At 68.3% G+C, this 18,921-nt stretch carries 17 protein-coding genes; 6 read left to right on the top strand and 11 right to left on the bottom strand.

Annotation, left to right across the window (positions count from 1 at the left end; translation table 11 throughout):
• Window positions 1–54: 54 nt before the first annotated feature.
• Window positions 55–627 carry a DUF4157 domain-containing protein gene (locus FFS62_RS11385; protein ID WP_371920120.1) on the bottom strand — a complete coding sequence of 191 codons (573 nt, stop codon included), beginning with the start codon at window positions 625–627 and terminating at the stop codon, window positions 55–57.
• A 119-nt stretch (window positions 628–746) separates the two neighbouring features.
• On the opposite strand from FFS62_RS11385, the gene FFS62_RS11380 reads away from it, so the two are divergent.
• Window positions 747–1,169, top strand: a complete 423-nt coding sequence (locus FFS62_RS11380; RefSeq protein WP_137972928.1) for a hypothetical protein — start codon at window positions 747–749, stop codon at window positions 1,167–1,169.
• On the opposite strand, the gene FFS62_RS11375 is transcribed toward FFS62_RS11380, so the two are convergent.
• The 5 genes from FFS62_RS11375 to ftrA form a co-directional block, all read right to left on the bottom strand.
• Entirely contained in the window at window positions 1,162–2,343 is a 1,182-nt protein-coding gene (locus FFS62_RS11375; protein ID WP_137972927.1) for a PepSY domain-containing protein, read from the bottom strand. The genes FFS62_RS11380 and FFS62_RS11375 overlap by 8 nt on opposite strands.
• Window positions 2,344–2,412: 69 nt before the next feature.
• Window positions 2,413–4,896, bottom strand: a complete 2,484-nt coding sequence (locus FFS62_RS11370; protein ID WP_137972926.1) for a TonB-dependent siderophore receptor — start codon at window positions 4,894–4,896, stop codon at window positions 2,413–2,415.
• A 112-nt stretch (window positions 4,897–5,008) separates the two neighbouring features.
• Window positions 5,009–5,962, bottom strand: coding sequence for a DUF4880 domain-containing protein (locus FFS62_RS11365; RefSeq protein ID WP_137972925.1), 954 nt, complete (start codon window positions 5,960–5,962; stop codon window positions 5,009–5,011).
• 3 nt (window positions 5,963–5,965) lie between these two features.
• The gene (locus FFS62_RS11360) at window positions 5,966–6,478 is read right to left on the bottom strand and encodes a sigma-70 family RNA polymerase sigma factor (RefSeq protein WP_137972924.1); all 513 of its coding nucleotides are present in this window, start codon (window positions 6,476–6,478) and stop codon (window positions 5,966–5,968) included.
• A 49-nt stretch (window positions 6,479–6,527) separates the two neighbouring features.
• Window positions 6,528–7,523: a transcriptional regulator FtrA gene (gene ftrA / locus FFS62_RS11355; protein ID WP_137972923.1), complete on the bottom strand. Its 996-nt coding sequence runs from the start codon at window positions 7,521–7,523 to the stop codon at window positions 6,528–6,530.
• A gap of 96 nt (window positions 7,524–7,619) precedes the next feature.
• Between ftrA and FFS62_RS11350 the strand changes: the two genes are divergently transcribed.
• Window positions 7,620–8,057 (top strand): rhodanese-like domain-containing protein, encoded by a 438-nt coding sequence (locus FFS62_RS11350; protein ID WP_137972922.1) that lies wholly within the window; start codon window positions 7,620–7,622, stop codon window positions 8,055–8,057.
• Window positions 8,051–8,533 (top strand): GNAT family N-acetyltransferase, encoded by a 483-nt coding sequence (locus tag FFS62_RS11345; protein ID WP_137972921.1) that lies wholly within the window; start codon window positions 8,051–8,053, stop codon window positions 8,531–8,533. The genes FFS62_RS11350 and FFS62_RS11345 overlap by 7 nt, the downstream gene beginning before the upstream one ends.
• On the opposite strand, the gene recR is transcribed toward FFS62_RS11345, so the two are convergent.
• The 3 genes from recR to dnaX all read right to left on the bottom strand — a co-directional run bounded on the left by recR (window position 8,534) and on the right by dnaX (window position 11,791).
• Complete coding sequence (gene recR, locus FFS62_RS11340; protein ID WP_137972920.1) at window positions 8,534–9,133, bottom strand: recombination mediator RecR; 600 nt, start codon at window positions 9,131–9,133, stop codon at window positions 8,534–8,536.
• A gap of 164 nt (window positions 9,134–9,297) precedes the next feature.
• Window positions 9,298–9,624, bottom strand: coding sequence for a YbaB/EbfC family nucleoid-associated protein (locus tag FFS62_RS11335; RefSeq protein ID WP_137972919.1), 327 nt, complete (start codon window positions 9,622–9,624; stop codon window positions 9,298–9,300).
• A 10-nt stretch (window positions 9,625–9,634) separates the two neighbouring features.
• Window positions 9,635–11,791, bottom strand: coding sequence for a DNA polymerase III subunit gamma/tau (gene dnaX / locus FFS62_RS11330; protein WP_137972918.1), 2,157 nt, complete (start codon window positions 11,789–11,791; stop codon window positions 9,635–9,637).
• Between the two features lie 195 nt (window positions 11,792–11,986).
• On the opposite strand from dnaX, the gene imuA reads away from it, so the two are divergent.
• Genes imuA through FFS62_RS11315 form a run of 3 tightly spaced genes read left to right on the top strand, consistent with a single transcriptional unit; the run spans window position 11,987 to window position 17,074 of the window.
• Window positions 11,987–12,592, top strand: a complete 606-nt coding sequence (gene imuA / locus FFS62_RS11325; RefSeq protein ID WP_137972917.1) for a translesion DNA synthesis-associated protein ImuA — start codon at window positions 11,987–11,989, stop codon at window positions 12,590–12,592.
• Between the two features lie 7 nt (window positions 12,593–12,599).
• On the top strand, window positions 12,600–14,006 hold the full coding sequence (locus FFS62_RS11320; protein WP_137972916.1) for a DNA polymerase Y family protein: 1,407 nt from the start codon (window positions 12,600–12,602) through the stop codon (window positions 14,004–14,006).
• Window positions 14,003–17,074, top strand: coding sequence for an error-prone DNA polymerase (locus FFS62_RS11315; protein ID WP_137972915.1), 3,072 nt, complete (start codon window positions 14,003–14,005; stop codon window positions 17,072–17,074). The genes FFS62_RS11320 and FFS62_RS11315 overlap by 4 nt, the downstream gene beginning before the upstream one ends.
• A gap of 18 nt (window positions 17,075–17,092) precedes the next feature.
• Here FFS62_RS11315 and FFS62_RS11310 read toward each other — a convergent pair whose 3' ends face one another.
• Window positions 17,093–18,718 carry an NADP-dependent glyceraldehyde-3-phosphate dehydrogenase gene (locus FFS62_RS11310; RefSeq protein ID WP_137972914.1) on the bottom strand — a complete coding sequence of 542 codons (1,626 nt, stop codon included), beginning with the start codon at window positions 18,716–18,718 and terminating at the stop codon, window positions 17,093–17,095.
• Between the two features lie 26 nt (window positions 18,719–18,744).
• Entirely contained in the window at window positions 18,745–18,909 is a 165-nt protein-coding gene (locus FFS62_RS23165) for a hypothetical protein (protein WP_171016311.1), read from the bottom strand.
• Between the last annotated feature and the right edge of the window lie 12 nt (window positions 18,910–18,921).

Raw genomic sequence — 18,921 nt, 5'->3', positions numbered from 1 at the left:
TGTTGTTTTCGCCACCCTAACCGAGCGCTTGCTTGGTTTTCAAGCGACCGCGGATTATTGCGCCCGCAGCGCCCGTGCCACCTGGATCTGCATGTCGTAGGCCGGCGCCTCCACGGCATTGAAATCGTGGGTGTAGCGCTGGGCGAAGCCGGTCGAGCCCCACTCGCGGTACTGCTTCACGTGCCACAGCTCATGGGCCCAGAGGGCGACGTCGAGCTCGGCGTCCTCCTGGTTGCGGAACACCACCACATCGACCAGCGTCACCGCCTGGATATCCGGGTTCTGCAGCATGGTGCTGGCCACGTCCAGCTCGTCGAGCGCGCCGACGCGAAAGCGAACCGTATCCAGCAGCACGTTGTCGTAATAGGGCAGCAGCTGAGCGCGGATACCCGGCGGAATCGGCTGGGTGCCGGAAGTCAGCGCGGTATCGCGGGACTGCAGAATCCAGCGCTCCAGCGTCACCGCCGCGGTACCGAGCACTTCCTTGCGGACCTGCTCGAACTCCGGCACGCAGATGCAGCTGTTGAAGCAGATTTCCATCTGCCCCACGGGGCAGGCGGCAGAGGCGCCAAGCGGCGCTCCCAGGACGAGGAGCAGCGCAGCGGATCGTAGAAGCGCAGGAGTCACGGATTTACCAGGAGTAGTTCGGGGGGAACGGTGGGCCGCCATCTTGGCAGCGGATGGCCGCCGACGCTATGACCGGCTTGGGCGCCGGAAAATCCCCAGCGCTGCCATGGAGAGGAAAAATGCGCGCCATCTGGATCGCCATCTTTGCCTGCCTCCTGGCGGGCTGCGTGACCCGCCAGGACTACCAGCCCCAGGCCATTTCCGAACGCGAGGCCTATGCGGTGATCACCGAGGTGGCGGAGCAGCAGCCCACCGCTCAGAACTCCATCTCCGCCTACCTGGACAGCCGCTACCTGGGCTTTCGCAGCGAACACGAATCGGCCGCCGGTACGCCGCAGGACATCCGCGAGCGCATCTATTTCAACTCGCTCGACACCATCGAGCTGCGCCGCAGCGGGCTCGACTATCGGGTGCGGTTGAACGGCCCCAATGGCGACCCCCTGCGTGAGTTCCACCTCGCGGACCGTCCGCAGGCCGAGCGCTTCATCGACGCCCTGCACTACTACCGTGAACACGCCCCGGCCTTCACCGGCCTCAAGTGAGCACGGCCGCTTTGGCGCGGCGCCCGGCAGAACGCCGCGCACGCTGCTTGCGCCACCAGATGACGATGCCGGTGACGCTGAGCACGGCGATGGCCAGCCCCAGCACGGCGATCAGCACGCGCCCGGGGAAGCCGAGGATGCGCCCGCCGTGGATCGGCAGCTGCAGCTGATAGAAGCGTTCGCCGAGGCTGCCGACGCCGGGAATCTCGCGGCCGATCACGCTGCCATCCTCGCCATGCACGAAGACCCAGGCGTTGCCCTCGTCGCTGGCGTGGTCGCCGAAGCCGGCGCCGAAGAAGTTGTACTCGAAGCTGTAGTACAGCTCGGTGATCGGCGCATGCAGGCCCAGGCGGTCACCCTCCTCCCGCGCCAGCGCATAGGCCTGGCGGTAATCCAGCTTCAGCTCGCCGAGTTCTCCCTTGGCCAGCCGACCGCGCGCCTCGTAGGTGCTCAGCGGCACTTCGGAGAACAGCGACACCACCGGCTTGAACACCTCGGCCGGCAGGTTCATGGCCACGCTGCTCACCGCTACCGGCGTCAGCAGCAGCCATAGCCACAGGCCGCCGGCGCGGTGCACATCGTGGTTGAGGCGCTGGCGCTTGATCTTCCAGGCCTTGCCCCACTTGCGCCAGAACGGCCGGCCGCGCGGCAGGGTCAGCCACAGCGAGACCAGGCAATCGATGGTCCAGAGGATGGCGATGATGCCCATCAGCCAGATGCCCCAGTTGCCCGGCAGGCTGAGGTTGTAGTGGAACTCGAGGATGAAGGGCACGAAGTTCTCGCGGGAGAAGCAGCAAGCGCCCCATTCCCGCTCGCCCAGCACCTGGCCGTTGGCCGGGTCGAGATAGAACACCCGCGGCGCCAGCGGATAAGGCTGGCCGCTGGCCGGATCGGTGCGCGGCACCGTGGCCAGCAGCGCCGAGTGGCCGGGCTCGTCCGGCTGCTCCATGTACCAGACCAGGCGCTGCGGGTGCTCGGCCTCCAGCCGCTCGATCAGGCTCGGCCCGTCCATGCGCGCCGTGGCGGCGTGGTCGGTCTGGTAGAACTGCGGGTTGAGCCACTCGTCCAGCTCGTGGTGGAAGGCCAGCACGCTGCCGGTGAGGCCGGCCAGGGCGAGGAAGATCGCCGTGGCCAGGCCCAGGTAGCGGTGCAGCAGAACCAGGATGTTGCGCATGATGTTTTTCCCGTCTCGCAAACAGCAGAAGGCCGCCGCCTCTTGCGAGGCGGCGGCCGTTTCAGCGCATCAGAACTTCTGGGTGACGGTGGCCACCACGGTACGTTCCTCGCCCAGGTAGCAGGCGGTGGCCGAGTAGCAGGAAGCCACGTAGTACTCGTCGGTGAGGTTGTTGGCGTTGACCCGCACCGAGGTGCCCTGCAGGCCGAGGTTGGCCAGGTCATAGCTGACCGACGCATCGAAGAGGGTGTAGGACGGCACCTGGAAGTCGTTGAGGTCGCTGCCCTCGCTCTCGCCCACGTAGCGCGCGCCGGCGCCGATGCTCAGGCCGGCCAGCAGGCCGTCCTTGAAGCCGTAGTCGGCCCACAGGCTGGCCATCTGCTCGGGGGTCTGGTACGGCGTGTTGCCCTTGGCATCTACCACAGTGGTGTAGCTGGAGTCGGCGAAGATGAAGTAGGACTTGCTGTATTCCACGTCGTTGTAGGTGTAGCTGCCCATCAGCTGCAGGTTGTCGGTGACCTGCACGCGGGCCTCCAGCTCCACGCCCTTGGAGTCGATGCCGCCGACGCCCTTGTACTCGTAGCTGTCGGTGAAGCTGTTTTCCTTAGCGAACAGGTTCTCCATCTCAATGGTGAAGAAGGAGATGGTGTACAGGTCGTCGGTGCCCGGCGGCTGGAACTTCAGGCCGGCTTCCCACTGCTCGCCGGTGGTCGGCTTGAGGATCTGCGCGCCATCGGAGTAGTTGGACGTGGGGTTGAACGAGGTGGAGTAGCTCAGGTACGGCGACAGGCCATTGTCGAAGGCGTAGAGCGCGCCGAGATGACCGCTGAGCTTGTCGCCGGTGTTGGCGTCCTTGGTGTTTTGTGCGTCGTCGTCGATGGACACGTCGTACCAGTCCTGGCGCAGGCCGGCAGTGAAGTTCCAGCCGCCCAGTTCGATCAGGTCCTGCACGTAGAGGCCGGCCTGTTTCTGCCGGCGCAGGGCATCGCTACCGATGGCTAGATCGGCCAGGTCGTTGTTGTCGTAGACCGGGTCGAACACGTCGATCGGGCCGACGCTGGTGTAGTCGCTGGCGTAGCGCACCTTGTTCTTCGAGTACTGGTAGTCCAGGCCGGTGACGACCGTGTGCTGCGCCGCGCCGGTGGCGAATTCGGCCTGCAGCATGTTGTCGACGATCCAGGCGTGCAGGTTCTCCTCGCCGCCGCTGAAGCCGCGGGCCAGTTCGTTGCTGGTGGCGCTCACGTAGCCGTTGCCCCAGACCTGGCTGTTGTCGCTGCTGGCGTCCAGGTAGCGGAAGTTCTGCCGCGCGCTCCAGGTGTCGTTGAAACGGTGCTCCAGCTCGTAGCCGAGCATCTGCTGGGTGCGGGTGAATTCCTCGACGCTCGGATCGCCCTCGAAGAAGCTGCCGGAGATTCGGTCGCCATTGCGCTTGTGCAGGGTGCCGGAGGCCGGGACGCTGCCGTGGTAGCCGCCATTCGGGTCGTGCTGCAGGTAGGCGTAGAGGTTGAGCAGCGTGTCTTCGCCCAGGTTCAGCATCAGGCTGGGCATCAGCGCGTAGCGGGTTTCCTCGACATGATCGACCTGCACGTCGGCGTCCTTGGCCAGGCCGACCAGGCGGTAGGCGACGTTGTCATTGAGCGGGCCGGTGACATCGAAGGCGGTCTGCTTGTAGTCGTGGCTGCCGTAGGACACGTCGATGCGCGCGGCCTGTTCGAACTCCGGACGCTTGGTGGTCAGCGCCGCCAGGCCGCCCGGGTTGCTGCGCCCGTAGAGCACCGAGGACGGGCCCTTGAGCACGTCGATGCGCTCGATGAAGTACGGGTCGATCTGCAGGCTGGTGAACGAGCCCGGGTCGCCCATGGACTTCAGGCCGTCGATGATGATGTTGTCCACCGAACCGTCGTTGATCCCGCGCATGGCCAGGTAGTCGTAGCGGTGGGTGTTGCCGTAGGGGTTGGTGAGCACACCGGCGGTGTAGCGGGTGGCCTCGGCGACGGTGCGCGAGCCCTGCTCCTCGATCTGCGCGCGGGTAACCACGGACACGCTCTGCGAAGTCTTCACCAGCTCCTTGCTGGTCTTGGTCGCCACGCTGCTATGGGTGGCGTTGTAGCCGTCCATGCTGCCCAGCGCGTTGCCCAGGGCGAAGCCTTCGACCTCGGTGGTTTCCAGCGACAGGCTGGCGCCGCCCTCACCCGCCGCGCTCAGCGAATAACCGCCGCTGGCGTCGCGCACCACCTGCAGGCCGCTGCCTTGCAGCAGCTTGGCCAGGCCTTCGTCCACCGAATACTGGCCCTGCAGGCCCGGGCTCTGCTTGCCGGCGGTGAGCTGGCCATCGACCGCCAGGAGAATCTCCGCCTCGCCGGCGAACTGGCTCAGGGCGCTGGACAGCGGACCGGCGGCAATGGCGTAGCTGCGCAGGCTCTGCTCGGCTTCGGCGGCGTGGGCCTGGCCAATCAGAGCCGGCTGCAGGGCGGCCAGCGGCATGGCCAGCACGGCGGCGCGAATGGCGCGGCGCAGGGTCTGAGGAGCCGGACGGTTGATGGTGCTACGCATGGAAATCCCCTGGGTCTCGTAAACAATGGCCGGGCGAAATCGCCCTTTTGCCCCTAGAGCCAGGCGAGATGAAAAAAGGGGAATCGCAAATGAAAAATATTTTCGCCTGCACTCAAACCGCAGCGGCGTTGCGCGGCTCGATGCTGATCCACCAGGGCAGTCGACGCACCACGCGCACCGGCAGGCTGGCCTCCAGGGCGGCATAGATGCGCTCCGGCTCGGCCAGGGGGAAGGCGCCGACCAGGCGCAGATCAGCCACCTGCGGATCACAGCCCAGGTGGCCGTGCTGATAGCGCGACAGCTCGGCGATGAACTGGCCCAGCGGCATGTCATCGGCCTGCAGAATGCCGTGGGTCCAGGCCTGCTGACCCTGGCGCAGCGGCGCCGGGCGGTCCACCCACAGGGCATCGAAATACGCCTGCTGCCCCGCCACCAGGCTCTGCCGGCGCGCACCGAGAATCTCCAGCGCGCCGACCTGGGTCGAGACCAGGTAGCCATCGTCCTGCTGGCGCACGGCGAAACGCCCGCCCTGCACACGCAGGCGCCCATGGGCGGTTTCCAGCCACAGCGGGCGCGCATCGTCGGCCGCCTCGACCAGCACCTCGCCGCGGTACAGCGCCAGGCGCCGCAGCTCGGCGGTGAAGTCCACGTCCAGCGCGCTGTCGGTGTTCAGCCACAGACGGCTGCCATCGGCCAGCTGGCTGCCGAGCACCTCGCCCACCGCCGTGCGCTGGTTGGCCTGCCACTGCTGCCAGGGCAGCGTGCGGCCAGTCAGCGCCAGCAGGCCGCCGCCACCGATGATCGACAGCACCTTGAGCGCCTGGCGCCGGTCCATGCCGCGAGCCTGCAGCGCCGAACGTGCCGCCTGGCGCTGCGGCAGACGCTCGAACTGGCCGCTGATGCTCTCCACCCGCTGCCAGGCCTGGCGATGCTGCGGCTGGGCGTCCAGCCAGCGTTGCCAGGCCTGGCGGTCCAACTCGCTGACGCGCTCGTCGCGCAGCAGGGCGAACCAGTCGGCGGCCTGCTGCAGCACGACGAAGTCGATCGGGGAAGCGCCGCCGGCCATGGCTCAGTCCTGCGCCAGGGTCAGGCAGTGCAGCATGGCCTGGGCCATGTACTTCTTCACCATGCGCTCGGACACGTCGAGCTTCACGGCGATCTGCGCGTAGGTCAGGCCATCCAGCTGGGCCATGAGGAAGGCGTCGCGCACCTTGCTCGGCAAGCGGCGCAGCATGGCGTCGATCTGCAGCAGGGTGGCCATGATCAGCTCGCGCTGCTCCGGCGACGGCGCGTACTGCTCCGGCTGCAGGGCCAGGGATTCCAGGTAGGCGCGCTCGATGGCCAGGCGCCGCCAGTGGTTGACCAGCAGCGAGTGGGCGATGGTCGACAGGTAGGCGCGCGGATCGCGCAGCGGCGTGAGATCGCGCTCCTTGCTCAGCAGGCGCAGGAAGGTGTCCTGAGCCAGGTCCGCGGCGTTCTGCGCGCAGCCCATGCGTTGGCGCAGCCAACCGTGCAACCAGCCGTGATGGTCGACATAGAGCTGTTGGAGGGATTGTTGCTGAGAGGCCGCGCTGAGCGCCATGGAAAACGTCTGCCACTGGGCGTTGAGATGGCGCGAATGGTAATGCTTCTCAAGTATTTTCCGCCAGCGTCATCTGCGCTTTTTTGCCGTGCCTGCCGAATCGCTCGCGATAGGCGCTCGGCGGCAATCCCAGGTGATTGCGGAAGGCGATGCGGAAGCTCTCCACGGTGCGATAGCCGCACTGCTCGGCGATCCGCTCGACGCTCTGCGCGCCCCCCTCCAGCAGCTCGCGGGCACGGGCCAGGCGCTCGTGCTGCAGCCAGGCCTTGGGTGTCATACCGGTGGCCGCGCCGAAGCGGCGCAGGAAGGTGCGCTCGCTCATCGCCACCCGCGCCGCCAGCTGGCTGACCTCCAGCGGCTGGTCGAGACGCTGGCGCACCCACTCCAGCAGGCCGGACAGGTCATGCCGCGCCGAATGCGCCACCGGTGCGGGAATGAACTGGGCCTGGCCGCCGGCCCGCTGCGGCGCCATTACCAGGCGCTGGGCCACGCGGTTGGCCACCTGGTTGCCGAAGTCGCGCGCCACCAGGTGCAGGCAGGCATCGATGCCGGCGGCGCTGCCGGCCGAGGTGATCAGCTGGCCGGCGTCGACATACAGCACCTGCGGGTCCACCTCGATGGCCGGGTAGCGCTGCGCCAGTTCGTCCGTGTAGCGCCAGTGAGTGGTGGCGCGCTGGCGGTCGAGCAGGCCGCTGGCCGCCAGCACGAATACCCCGGAGCAGATCGACAGCAGTCGCGCGCCGCGCCCGTGGGCCTCGCGCAGGGCTTCCAGCAAGGCCGGCGGCGGCAGCTCGGCACGGTCGCGCCAGCCGGGAATGATGATGGTGCTAGCCTCGGCCAGGCCTTCCAGGCCGGCATCGGCCAGCACGCGGATGCCGCCCATGGCACGCATCGGCCCCTCGTCGAGGCCGACGATGCGATGGCGGTACCAGGGGAAATCGAACTCCGGCCGCGCCAGGCCGAAGATCTCCACGGCGATGCCGAACTCGAAGGTACACAGGCCGTCGTAGGCGAGGATGGCCACCAGGCCGGGATCGTTGCGCATTGGCGGAAAATTTCCGATAGCTGTCCGAGCCGCCACTGTAGCCGAGTGGCGGCGACTCATACAGTGGCGCCATCCCCCACCACGAGGAGTTCCACCATGAGCCTGGTCAGCCAGTTCCCCGCCGCCCCTTCCGCCGTCGCCCTGATGCATTTCAGCCAGCGCCTGAGCTTCGAGACCGATTGCTCGGACGTCCACCACAGCCAGCAGGAGGGCCAGGTCGACTTCGTTCTGCTCGACGTGCGCGGCGAGGCCGCCTACGCCGCCGGCCACGTACCAGGCGCGCTCAACCTGCCGCACCGCCTGATGAGCGCCGAGCGCATGGCCGAGTTCCCGCGCAATACCCTGTTCGTCGTCTACTGCGCCGGCCCGCACTGCAACGGCGTGCACCGCGCGGCCGTGCGCCTGGCCAACCTCGGCTACGCGGTGAAGGAGATGATCGGCGGCGTCACCGGCTGGCTCGACGAGGGCCTGAGCCTGGTCGGCGGCGATGCCCAGCCGAGTGCCGCGCCGCAGAGCGTCAGCTGCGCATGCTGAGCCCCGTACGGGTACGTGCCGCCGGCCTGGCGGACGTACCCATGCTGCTGGAACTGATGCGCGAACTGGCGGCGTTCGAGGACTACCTGGCGCAGTTCGCCGTGGACGAACAGGCATTGCGCCAGCGCGCCTTCGGCCCCGCCGCACAGTGCCAGGTGTTCGTTGCCGAGGCCGAGGGCGAGCTGCTCGGTTATGCGCTGGCGCTGCTGATTCCGTTCACCTACGACCTGCGGCCCACGGCCCGGCTCAAGGAGCTGTACGTGCGCCCCGCCCGGCGCTCGTCAGGGTTGGGCCGGCGGTTGCTGATCGAGCTGGCGAACTGGGCTCTAGGACAAGGCGCCGGGCGCCTGCACTGGGATGTGCTGGCCGGCAATGCGCGCGCGGAAAGCTTCTACCAGCGCCTGGGCGGACGCCCGGTGCAGAAATGGATCGCCTACGAGATGGATGACGCGCTGCAGATGCTGGCGCGCGGCTGATCAGCCGGAGATCGGCCGGCGTCCGGCCAGGGCATGGGCCAGGGTGCCGCCATCCACCAGCTCCAGCTCGCCACCCAGCGGCACACCGTGGGCGATGCGCGACAGGACGATGCCCTTGTCGCCCAACATCTGCGCGATGTAGTGAGCCGTGGCCTCGCCTTCTACCGTCGGGTTGGTGGCGAGGATCACTTCGCCGTACTGGCTGGCACCGATGTGCGCCAACAGCTCGGGAATGCCGATGGCTTCCGGACCCAGGCCATCCAGCGGCGAGAGATGACCCTTGAGCACGAAGTAGCGCCCGCGATAGCCGGTCTGCTCCACCGCGAACACGTCCAGCGGCCCCTCGACCACGCACAGCAGCGCGTCGTCGCGGCGCGGGTCGCTGCACTGCGGGCACAGCTCGTCCTCGCTCAGGGTGCGGCAGCGCTTGCAGTGCCCCACCCCCTCCATCGCCGCCGCCAGCGCCTGCGACAGGCGCATGCCGCCACTGCGATCACGCTCCAGCAGCTGCAGCGCCATGCGCTGCGCGGTCTTCTGTCCGACACCGGGGAGAAGACGCAGCGAATCGATCAGTTGGCGGATCAGCGGGCTGAAGCTCATGGATAAGTGTCGCTATGAGAAAGGAGCAGCACGGAGTAAGGGGGCGTTCAGGCGGCGTGCAGGGCAAGGCGCGAAAAGGCGTGGGCACCGGAGTTTACTGGCGTAAATGAGGATGCCCGCGCCTTTGAGCAACGCAGCCATGTGCGTCGACTGAGCGGCCCGGTTTAGAACGGCATCTTGAAGCCGGGCGGGAGCTGCATGCCGGCGGTCATGCCGGACATCTTCTCCTGGCTGTTCTGCTCGACCTTGCGCACGGCATCGTTCACCGCGGCGGCGATCAGGTCTTCCAGCACTTCCTTGTCTTCCTGCATCAGGCTGTCGTCCAGGGTGATGCGCTTGACGTCGTGGCGACCGGTCATCACCACGCTCACCAGGCCGGCGCCGGACTGGCCGATGACTTCGGCGTTGGCCAGCTCTTCCTGCATCTTCTGCATTTTTTCCTGCATCTGCTGCGCCTGTTTCATCAGGCCTGCCATGCCGCCTTTCATCATGATGCTGTCCTCAAGTGTTCAAGGGTTCGATGGAGTCGGCGCGGATCGACGCGCCGAACTGTTGGATCATCTGCTGCACCAGCGGGTCGTCGTGGATCGACTGCTCGGCCTGGCGCTGGCGTTCGGCGCGCTTGCGCGAAGCGGCCTGGGCCGGGGTTTCCTGCTCCGGACGCACCAGCTCGATACGCAGGTTTAGAGTGCGCCCCAGGTGCTGGTTCATCGCGTCGTTCAGGCGACGCTGCTGGGTGGCATTGAACAGCGCGCTGTGCGCCGGGTCCAGGTGCAGCAGCCAGTCGTCGCCATTGGCCTCGATCAGGGTGCAGTTGGCGCCGATGCTGCCCGTCATGCCGGAAAGCCCCAGGCGCGGGAACAGGTCGAGCCACTCGGCGGCCAGGCCGGTGGCCGGTTGCGCGGCCGGCAGCGGCTCTGCCACGGCGGCTTCCGGCTGGGCCGGCGCATCGAAATCGTAGTCGAGGCTGTCGGCGTCAGGCTCGTAGTAGTCGTAGTCACCGGGTGGCGGCTCGTCGTCATCGTCGGCCTCGACACTGGCGGCCGGCGCGCTCGCAGCCGTATCGACCACCTGCGCCGCCGACTCCAGCGGCAGTGCCACCGGCGTATCGGCCGGGCCTTCGACGATGGCGGCCTGGGGCGCGGCCGGAACCTGAGCCGGAGCAACCGGCAGGCTCTCCTCGACTGAAACTGGTGCGGCAGTCTCCCAAGGCACATCGACGGCCACGACAGGCTCGGCGACCGCCTCGACCATAGCCGCCGACTCGGCCGGCGGCGCCGCGATCACGGGAGCGGGCGCCGGTACGGGCGCAGGGGCGGCAACCACCGGAGCCGGAGCCGGAGCCGGAGCCGGAGCCGGAGCCGGAGCCGGAGCCGGAGCCGGAGCCGGAGCCGCGGCAGGCTGGGCGACGGGCACAGGCTGCGCAACAACCGGAGCAACCGGAGCAACCGGAGCAACGATAGCGGCCGGCGCGGCAACGGGGGCTGCGCCGGCCACCGGGGTCTTGTCGGAATCAGCTGTGGCCTTGCTGATCCCCAGATTCTTTAGCGGTGACCTTGGCGCACCATCGGCATCCGCCGGACGGAACGCCAGCATGCGCAGCAGCACCATCTCGAAGCCGCCACGCGGGTCCGGCGCCAGTGGCAGGTCGCGGCGGCCGATCAGGCCCATCTGGTAGTAGAACTGCACGTCTTCGGCCGGCAACGCCTGGGCCAGTGCCAGCACCTTGTCGCGGTCGCCCTGGCCGTTGTCCACGGCCTCCGGCAGCGCCTGGGCGATGGCCACGCGGTGCAGCACGTTGAGCATTTCCGAGAGCACGCCGTTCCAGTCCGGGCCCTGTTCGGCCAGGTGACGCACCGCTTCGAGCAGCGCACGGGCATCGCCTTCCAGCAGCGCATGCAGCACGCCGTAGACCTGGCCGTGATCGAGGGTGCCGAGCATCGAGCGCACATCGCTTGCCACTACCTTGCCTTCGCCGAAGGCGATGGCCTGGTCGGTGAGGCTCATGGCATCGCGCATCGAGCCATCGGCGGCGCGGCCCAGCAGCCACAGGGCATCTTCCTCGAACGGGATGCTCTCGGCGGTCAGTACATGGGTCAGGTGCTCGACCACCCGCTCCGGCGGCATGTTCTTCAGGGAGAATTGCAGGCAGCGCGAGAGGATGGTGACCGGCAGCTTCTGCGGATCGGTGGTGGCCAGCAGGAACTTGACGTGGGGTGGCGGCTCTTCGAGGGTCTTGAGCAGCGCGTTGAACGAGTGCGTAGAGAGCATGTGCACTTCGTCGATCAGGTAGACCTTGTAGCGCCCGCGGCTGGGGGCGTACTGCACGTTCTCCAGCAGCTCGCGGGTGTCCTCGACCTTGGTGCGGCTCGCGGCGTCGACTTCGATCAGGTCGACGAAGCGGCCTTCGTCGATCTCACGGCAGACCGAGCAGGTGCCACAAGGCGTGGAGCTGATGCCGGTTTCGCAGTTCAGGCACTTGGCGATGATCCGCGCGATGGTGGTCTTGCCCACGCCGCGGGTACCGGTGAACAGGTAGGCGTGGTGCAGACGCTGGCTGTCCAGGGCGTTGATCAGGGCCTTGAGCACATGGGTCTGGCCAACCATCTCGCGGAAGCTGCGCGGGCGCCATTTACGTGCAAGAACCTGATAACTCATGAAAAACCGTCGCGGCTGGGAAAGCGGAAGTGGCTAATCCTAGCGGAGCACCGGGTAAATTGCATCCGCCGTGGACAGCACCCCTCATCGGAGCGGACTTGTAGAGGTGCGCCCGATCAAATACTGTTTTTATATACAGTATTTTAGCGACACTGCCATGCCCATCCTCCCCACTCCTTCTTCCCGGTGCTCCTCATGAATGCATCGGTCATCGCCCTGGATCGTCTGCTCGACGAGCGCCGCGTCTGGAAGGGGCAACCCCAAGGCCAACCCAGCAGTCCGCAACCCAGTGGCCATAGCCGCCTGGACGCCGCCCTGCCCAGCGGCGGCTGGCCAGAGGCGGCGCTCAGCGAAATCCTCCTGCCCAGGCCGGGCCTGGGCGAGCTGCACCTGCTGTGGCCGACCCTGGCGCGCCTGAGCCAGGCCGGCGAGCGCCTGGTGCTGATCGCTCCACCCTTCCTGCCCTACGCGCCAGCCTGGCAGGTGGCCGGTATCGATCTGCACTACCTGGAGGTCGTGCGTGCCAACGAGGAAGACGCCCTATGGGCCGCCGAGCAGTGCCTGCGCTCCGGCAGCTGCGGTGCGGTCTTGTGCTGGCCGAGCCAGGCCAGCGACCGCGCCCTGCGCCGTCTGCAGGTAGCCGCCGAAACCGGGCAGACCCTGGGCTTCGCCTATCGTCCGGCCAGTGCCGCCCACAACCCCTCGCCCGCCGCCCTGCGCCTGCTGCTGGAGGGGCCGGCGCAAGTGCGCGTGCTCAAGTGCCGCGGCGGCCTGGCGCCGGCGCGCGCCATCGCGCTCTGAGGCTTGGATGCGCTGGGCCTGCATCCTCCTGCCGCAACTGGCGCTGGACCACGCACTGCGCCAGCGCGACGACCCGCAGGCGCCGCTGGCACTGCTCAGCGGACCGGCCAATCGCCGCGTGCTGCAGGCGCTCAACCCGGCGGCGCGCGAACTCGGCCTGCGCCCCGGCATGGCGCTGAACGCCGCCCAGCTGCTCAGTCGCGACTTCGCCACTGCCGACTACGACCTGGCCGCCGTGGAGCGCTGCCAGCAGTTCCTCGCCGCCTGGGCCTACCGCTTCAGCTCGCAGGTCAGCCTGCACTACCCGCGCGCCCTGCTGCTGGAGGTGCATTCCAGCCTGGCCCTGCTCGGCCCCTGGCCCCGCCTGGAGCAACGGCTGCGCACGGAGCTGGATGCCCTGGGCTATCGCCATCGCATCGTCCTCGCCCCCAATCCGGCCGCCGCCCGCGCCCTGGCCAATGCCCACGCCGAGCTGGCCGTCGACGAGCGGCAACTGCCCCGGGCCATCGCTCAGCTGCCGGTCAACCGCGCCGGCCTGCCCGGCGAGATGGCCGGCACCCTTGCACGCATGGGCCTGCGCCAGCTGCGCCAGGTCCTGGAGTTGCCGCGCGAAGGCCTGGCCAGGCGCTTTCCATCCCAGCTGCTGGGGCACCTGGACCAGTTGCTCGGCCACCGTCCGCTGGGGCTGGACTTCTACCTGCCGCCGGACGAGTTCAGCACGCGCATCGAGCTGAACTTCGAGGTCGCTTCGCACCAGGCCCTGCTGTTTCCGCTGCGCCGCACACTGGGCGACCTGGCTGCCTACCTGGCCAGCCGCGACGGTGGCGTGCAGCGCTTCAGCCTGGCTCTGGAGCACCGCAGCGGCGTGGCCACCGAGCTGAAGGTCGGCCTGCTCGCCGCCGAACGCGACGCTGGCCTGCTCTTCGAGCTGACCCGCGTGCGCCTGGAGCAGCTGCAACTGCCCGCGCCGGTGCTGGCCCTGGAACTGACGGCCCGCGACCTGCCGGCCTTCGTGCCCGAATGCCGCGAGCTGTTCGATCCACGCCCCCAGCAGAAGCAGAGCTGGGAGCAACTGCGCGAACGCCTGCGCGCCCGCCTCGGCGATGACGCCCTGCACGGCCTCAACGCCCACGCCGACCCGCGCCCCGAACACGCCTGGCGCCCCTTCCCCGGCAAGGCCATGCCTCTCGCCGATCGGCCGCGCCCGGGCTGGCTGCTGCACGAGCCACAGCCGCTGCGCGAACCGCTGGCGCGCATCCTCGCCGGCCCGGAGCGCATCGAATCCGGCTGGTGGGACGGTGGCGACCTGCGCCGCGACTACTACCTGGTGGAGACCCGCAGCGGCCAGCGCGCCTGGGTGTTCCGCAGCGTCGGCACGGATGAACCGTTCCAGCTGCACGGGTGGTTCGCATGAGCGCTTATGCGGAGCTGCACTGCCTGTCCAACTTCAGCTTCCAGCGCGGCGCCTCCAGCGCCCTGGAACTGTTCGAGCGCGCCCGGCGCCTGGGCTATCGCGCCCTGGCGATCACCGACGAATGCAGCCTGGCCGGCATCGTGCGCGCCTGGCAGGCGGCCAAGGAAAGCGGTGTACCCCTGATCGTCGGCTGCGAGCTGCGCATCGACAACGGTCCCAAGCTGGTCCTGCTGGTGGAGAACCTGGCAGGTTACCAGCGCCTGTGCCAGCTGATCACCCGCGCCCGCCGGCGTGCCGACAAGGGCAGCTATCACCTGCTGCGTGAGGACCTGTCGGCGCCGCTGGAGGGCCTGCTGGCGCTGTGGCTGCCCGAGCGGGACAGCACGCAGGACGGCCACTGGCTGCAGACGCTGTTCCCCCAGCGTCTGTGGCTGGGCGTGGAGCTGCACCGCGGCCCGGACGATGCCTCGCGCCTGGCCGAGCTGCTGGCACTGGCCGAGCAAACCGGCATTCCCGCCGTGGCCTGCGGCGATGTGCACATGCACGCCCGCGGCCGCCGCGCCCTGCAGGACTGCATGACCGCCATCCGCCATCACCTGTGCGTGGCCGAGGCCGGCCAGCATCTGTTCAGCAACGGCGAGCGTCATCTGCGCACTCAGGCGGAGCTGTGCACGCTGTACCCGCCGGAGCTGCTGGAAGAAAGCCTGCGCATCGCCGAGCGCTGCCATTTCGACCTGAGCGAACTGCGCTACCAGTACCCGCATGAAGTGGTGCCCAGGGGCGAGACGCCGACCAGCTGGCTGCGCCACCTGGTCGAGCAAGGCATGCGCAAGCGCTGGCCGGATGGTGCGACGCAGAAGGTGCGGGATCAGCTGGAGAAGGAGCTGCAGCTGATCGCCGAGCTGGGCTACGAGAGCTACTTCCTCACCGTGCACGACATCGTCGCCTACGCCCGTAGCCAGCACATCCTCTGCCAGGGCCGGGGCTCGGCGGCCAACTCGGCGGTGTGCTTCGTGCTCGGCATCACCGAGCTCGATCCGGGCCGCACCAACCTGCTGTTCGAGCGGTTCCTGTCGCGCGAGCGCAACGAGCCGCCGGACATCGACGTGGACTTCGAGCACGAGCGCCGCGAGGAGGTCATCCAGTACGTGTTCCGCCGTTATGGCCGCGACCGCGCCGCCCTCACCGCCGTGGTCAACACCTACCACGGCGCCGGCGCCATCCGTGACGTGGCCAAGGCCCTCGGTCTGCCGGCAGAACAACAAGGCGCCCTGGCCGACTGCTGTGGCCGCTGGACCGACCGCCTGCCGCCGCCCGAGCGCCTGCGCGAGGCCGGCTTCGACCCGGACAGCCCGGCGCTGCGCCGGGTGCTGGCGCTGACCGAGGCATTGATCGGCTTTCCCCGCCACCTGTCGCAACACCCCGGCGGCTTCGTCATCTCCGAGCAGCCGCTGAGCGAGCTGGTGCCGGTGGAGAACGCCACCATGGCCGAGCGCACGGTGATCCAGTGGGACAAGGATGATCTGGACGAGGTCGGCCTGCTCAAGGTCGATGTGCTGGCCCTGGGCATGCTCACCGCCCTGCGCCGCTGCTTTGACCTGATCGCCCACTACCGCGGCCAGCGCTGGACCCTGGCGACGCTACCCCAGGAGGACCGGGCCACCTACGAGATGATCAGCCGCGCCGACACCATAGGCGTGTTCCAGATCGAGTCGCGGGCGCAGATGGCCATGCTGCCGCGGCTCAAACCCGAGAAGTTCTACGACCTGGTGATCGAGGTGGCCATCGTCCGCCCGGGGCCGATCCAGGGCGACATGGTCCACCCCTACCTGCGCCGTCGTAATGGCGAAGAGGCAGTTACCTACCCCAGCGAGGAGCTGAAAAAGGTCTTCGAGCGCACCCTGGGCGTACCGTTGTTCCAGGAGCAGGTGATGGAACTGGCCGTGGTCGCCGCCGGCTATACCCATGGCGAGGCCGACGACCTGCGCCGCTGCATGGCCGCCTGGAAGCGCCGCGGCGGCCTGGAGCCGCACCAGCAGCGCCTGACCGAAGGCATGCTGGCGCGCGGTTACAGCCCAGAGTTTGCCGCACGCATCTTCGAGCAGATCAAGGGCTTCGGTAACTACGGGTTCCCCGAGTCCCACTCGGCCAGCTTCGCCCTGCTCACCTATGCCAGCAGCTGGCTCAAGTGCCACGAACCGGCGGCCTTCGTCTGCGCCCTGATCAACAGCTGGCCGATGGGTTTCTACAGCCCGGACCAGCTGCTGCAGGACGCTCGCCGGCACGACGTCGAGATCCGCCCGCTGGACGCGCGCCACAGCAACTGGGATTGCAGCCTGGAGCCCGCTGCGGATGGGCAGCCCGCCCTGCGCCTGGGATTGCGCCTGATCCGCGGCCTGCGCGAGGAGCAGGTGCAGCGCCTGGAGCGGGTCCGCCAGACGCAGCCCTTCAGCGATATCGCCGATCTCTGCCTGCGCGTCGACCTCGACGACCGCTGCCGCGCCCTGCTGGCCGATGCCGGCGCCCTGCAGGGCCTGGTCGGTCATCGCCACCAGGCGCGCTGGGCGATAGCCGGCGTGGAGCGCCAGGCGCCGCTGTTCGCCGAGCTGCCGGCCGCCGACGAGGTAATCGTTAATCTGCCGCAGCCCAGCCTGGGCGAGGACGTGCAGACCGACTACGCCACTATCGGCACCACCCTCGGCCCGCACCCACTGACCCTGCTGCGGGATGACCTGCGCGCACGGCGCTGCCGCAGCTCCCGGGAGCTGGACGGACTCAGCAACGGGCGCCTGGTCAAGGTCGCCGGCCTGGTCATCGGCCGGCAGCGGCCACAGACCGCCAGCGGCATCACCTTCGTCACCCTGGAAGACGAGCACGGCATGCTCAACGTGGTGGTTCGCCTCGAACTGGCCGAGCGCCAGCGCCGCGTGCTGGTTGGCTCGCGGCTGATGCAGGTGGACGGTCATCTGGAACAAGCCAGCGGCGTGCGTCATGTGATCGCCGGTCGCCTGCACGACCTCACGCCACTGCTCGACGGCCTGGACGTGCGGAGCCGCGACTTCCACTAGCCGCGGCTGCAAACCCGGTCAGAAGATGTAGTCGGTGGTGATGAAGCCCGACTCGCGGTTGCGGATGATCTCGCTGACCAGTGCCTTGTTCTCCGGGTTGAAGCGGGTCGCCACCAGAGTGCGGATGGAGAACACGCGCAGGGCGTCCTGCACCGACAGGGTGCCCTCGGCGGAATTCTTGCGGCCGTTGAACGGGAAGCTGTCCGGGCCGCGCTGGCACTGGGCGTTGATGTTGATGCGACCGACCTGGTTGACGAATGCATCGACCAGGCGCCCGACCTCGGCCGAGTCGTTGCCGAAGATGCTCAGCTGCTGGCCGTAGTCCGAGTGCAGCACGTAGTCGATCACCTCCTTCACCTCGCGGTACGGCACCACGGGTACCAGCGGGCCGAACTGCTCTTCCTGGTACAGGCGCATGGCCGGCGTCACCGGACTGAGCAGCGCCGGGTAGAAGAAGCTCTGCCGGTGCGCGCCGCCGCCGGGGTTGACCACCCGCGCGCCCTTGGCCACGGCGTCGTCGAGCAGGCCGTTGAGGTAGTCGACCTTGCCCGGCTCGGGCAGCGGGGTCAGCGCCACGCCCTCATCCCAGGGCATGCCTGGCTTGAGCGCGGCGAGCGCGGCGCTGAACTTGGCAAGGAAGGCGTCGAGCACGTCTTCATGCACGAATATGATCTTCAGCGCCGTGCAGCGCTGGCCGTTGAACGACAGTGCGCCGGTGATCGCCTCGCTCACCGCGTTGTCCAGGTCGACCTGCGGCAGGACGATGCCCGGGTTCTTCGCATCCAGGCCCAGCGCGGCGCGCAGGCGGTGTGGGCGCGGGTGCAGCTTCTTCAGGTCGGCGGCGCCCTTGTGCGTGCCGATGAAGGCGAACACGTCGATCTTGCCGCTGGCCATCAGCGCGCTGACCGTGTCGCGGCCGCGGCCGTAGATGATGTTGATCACCCCCGGCGGGAAGCTGTCGCGGAAGGCCTCGAGCAGCGGGCGGATCAGCAGCACGCCGAACTTGGCTGGCTTGAACACCACGGTGTTGCCCATGATCAGCGCCGGGATCAGCGTGGTGAAGGTCTCGTTCAGCGGGTAGTTGTACGGCCCCATGCACAGCGCCACGCCCAGCGGCACGCGGCGGATCTGGCCGAGGGTGCCCTGCTCCAGCTCGAAGCGGCTGGAGCGGCGGTCCAGCTCCTTGAGCGACTCGATGGTGTCGACGATGTAGTCGCAGGTGCGGTCGAACTCCTTCTCCGAGTCCTTGAGGTTCTTGCCGATCTCCCACATCAGCAGGCGCACCACTGCCTCGCGCTGCTCGCGCATGCGCGCCAGGAAGCCTTCGACATGCTGGATGCGCTCGGCCACGCGCAGGTTCGGCCACAGGCCCTGGCCGTGGTCATAGGCCTGCACGGCGGCATCCAGGGCGATCAGCGCGGCCTCGGCATCCAGCAGCGGCGTGCTGCCCAGCACCACCTGCTGATCGCCCTGCTCGCCGGCCAGGAAGATCGGGCTGCGCACGCTCGCCAGCGGGCCATCCCAGCGGCGCAGTTCGCCGTTGACCAGGTACTCGCGCTGCTCGATGGGCGCGCCCGGACGGTAGCGCTCGGGAATCTCGGCGAGAGTGGGAAACAGATGCTCGAGCTGGCTGGCTGTGGTCATGACGGGGCCTGATAAAGAAGTGAGGATCAGTGTGCGGAACGGGTTGCGGGCACTTCGCCCTGCACCGGTTCACTGCGCGGGTTGAGCAGCTCCTGCTGCTCGGCGTAGCGCGCGCGGATATCGAAGTCGCGCGGCAGATTCGGCTCGACCTGCGGGTCACGTGGGGCGGCGTCTCGCTTGCTCTCACTCATGGGTAACTCCTC

Source organism: Pseudomonas sp. F(2018) (genome assembly GCF_005508865.1).
Lineage (GTDB): Bacteria > Pseudomonadota > Gammaproteobacteria > Pseudomonadales > Pseudomonadaceae > Aquipseudomonas.
Note: the sequence above shows the minus strand (reverse complement) of the source record. Positions and strands in the feature narration are given on the sequence as shown.

What these genes read in the sequence shown, in the direction of transcription:
- FFS62_RS11380 (WP_137972928.1), top strand. Translation starts at nt 747, where the DNA reads ATGCGCGCCATCTGGATCGCCATCTTTGCCTGCCTCCTGGCGGGCTGC.
- FFS62_RS11375 (WP_137972927.1), bottom strand. Translation starts at nt 2,343, where the DNA reads ATGCGCAACATCCTGGTTCTGCTGCACCGCTACCTGGGCCTGGCCACG.
- FFS62_RS11370 (WP_137972926.1), bottom strand. Translation starts at nt 4,896, where the DNA reads ATGCGTAGCACCATCAACCGTCCGGCTCCTCAGACCCTGCGCCGCGCC.
- FFS62_RS11365 (WP_137972925.1), bottom strand. Translation starts at nt 5,962, where the DNA reads ATGGCCGGCGGCGCTTCCCCGATCGACTTCGTCGTGCTGCAGCAGGCC.
- FFS62_RS11360 (WP_137972924.1), bottom strand. Translation starts at nt 6,478, where the DNA reads ATGGCGCTCAGCGCGGCCTCTCAGCAACAATCCCTCCAACAGCTCTAT.
- ftrA (WP_137972923.1), bottom strand. Translation starts at nt 7,523, where the DNA reads ATGCGCAACGATCCCGGCCTGGTGGCCATCCTCGCCTACGACGGCCTG.
- FFS62_RS11350 (WP_137972922.1), top strand. Translation starts at nt 7,620, where the DNA reads ATGAGCCTGGTCAGCCAGTTCCCCGCCGCCCCTTCCGCCGTCGCCCTG.
- FFS62_RS11345 (WP_137972921.1), top strand. Translation starts at nt 8,051, where the DNA reads ATGCTGAGCCCCGTACGGGTACGTGCCGCCGGCCTGGCGGACGTACCC.
- recR (WP_137972920.1), bottom strand. Translation starts at nt 9,133, where the DNA reads ATGAGCTTCAGCCCGCTGATCCGCCAACTGATCGATTCGCTGCGTCTT.
- FFS62_RS11335 (WP_137972919.1), bottom strand. Translation starts at nt 9,624, where the DNA reads ATGATGAAAGGCGGCATGGCAGGCCTGATGAAACAGGCGCAGCAGATG.
- dnaX (WP_137972918.1), bottom strand. Translation starts at nt 11,791, where the DNA reads ATGAGTTATCAGGTTCTTGCACGTAAATGGCGCCCGCGCAGCTTCCGC.
- imuA (WP_137972917.1), top strand. Translation starts at nt 11,987, where the DNA reads ATGAATGCATCGGTCATCGCCCTGGATCGTCTGCTCGACGAGCGCCGC.
- FFS62_RS11320 (WP_137972916.1), top strand. Translation starts at nt 12,600, where the DNA reads ATGCGCTGGGCCTGCATCCTCCTGCCGCAACTGGCGCTGGACCACGCA.
- FFS62_RS11315 (WP_137972915.1), top strand. Translation starts at nt 14,003, where the DNA reads ATGAGCGCTTATGCGGAGCTGCACTGCCTGTCCAACTTCAGCTTCCAG.
- FFS62_RS11310 (WP_137972914.1), bottom strand. Translation starts at nt 18,718, where the DNA reads ATGACCACAGCCAGCCAGCTCGAGCATCTGTTTCCCACTCTCGCCGAG.
- FFS62_RS23165 (WP_171016311.1), bottom strand. Translation starts at nt 18,909, where the DNA reads ATGAGTGAGAGCAAGCGAGACGCCGCCCCACGTGACCCGCAGGTCGAG.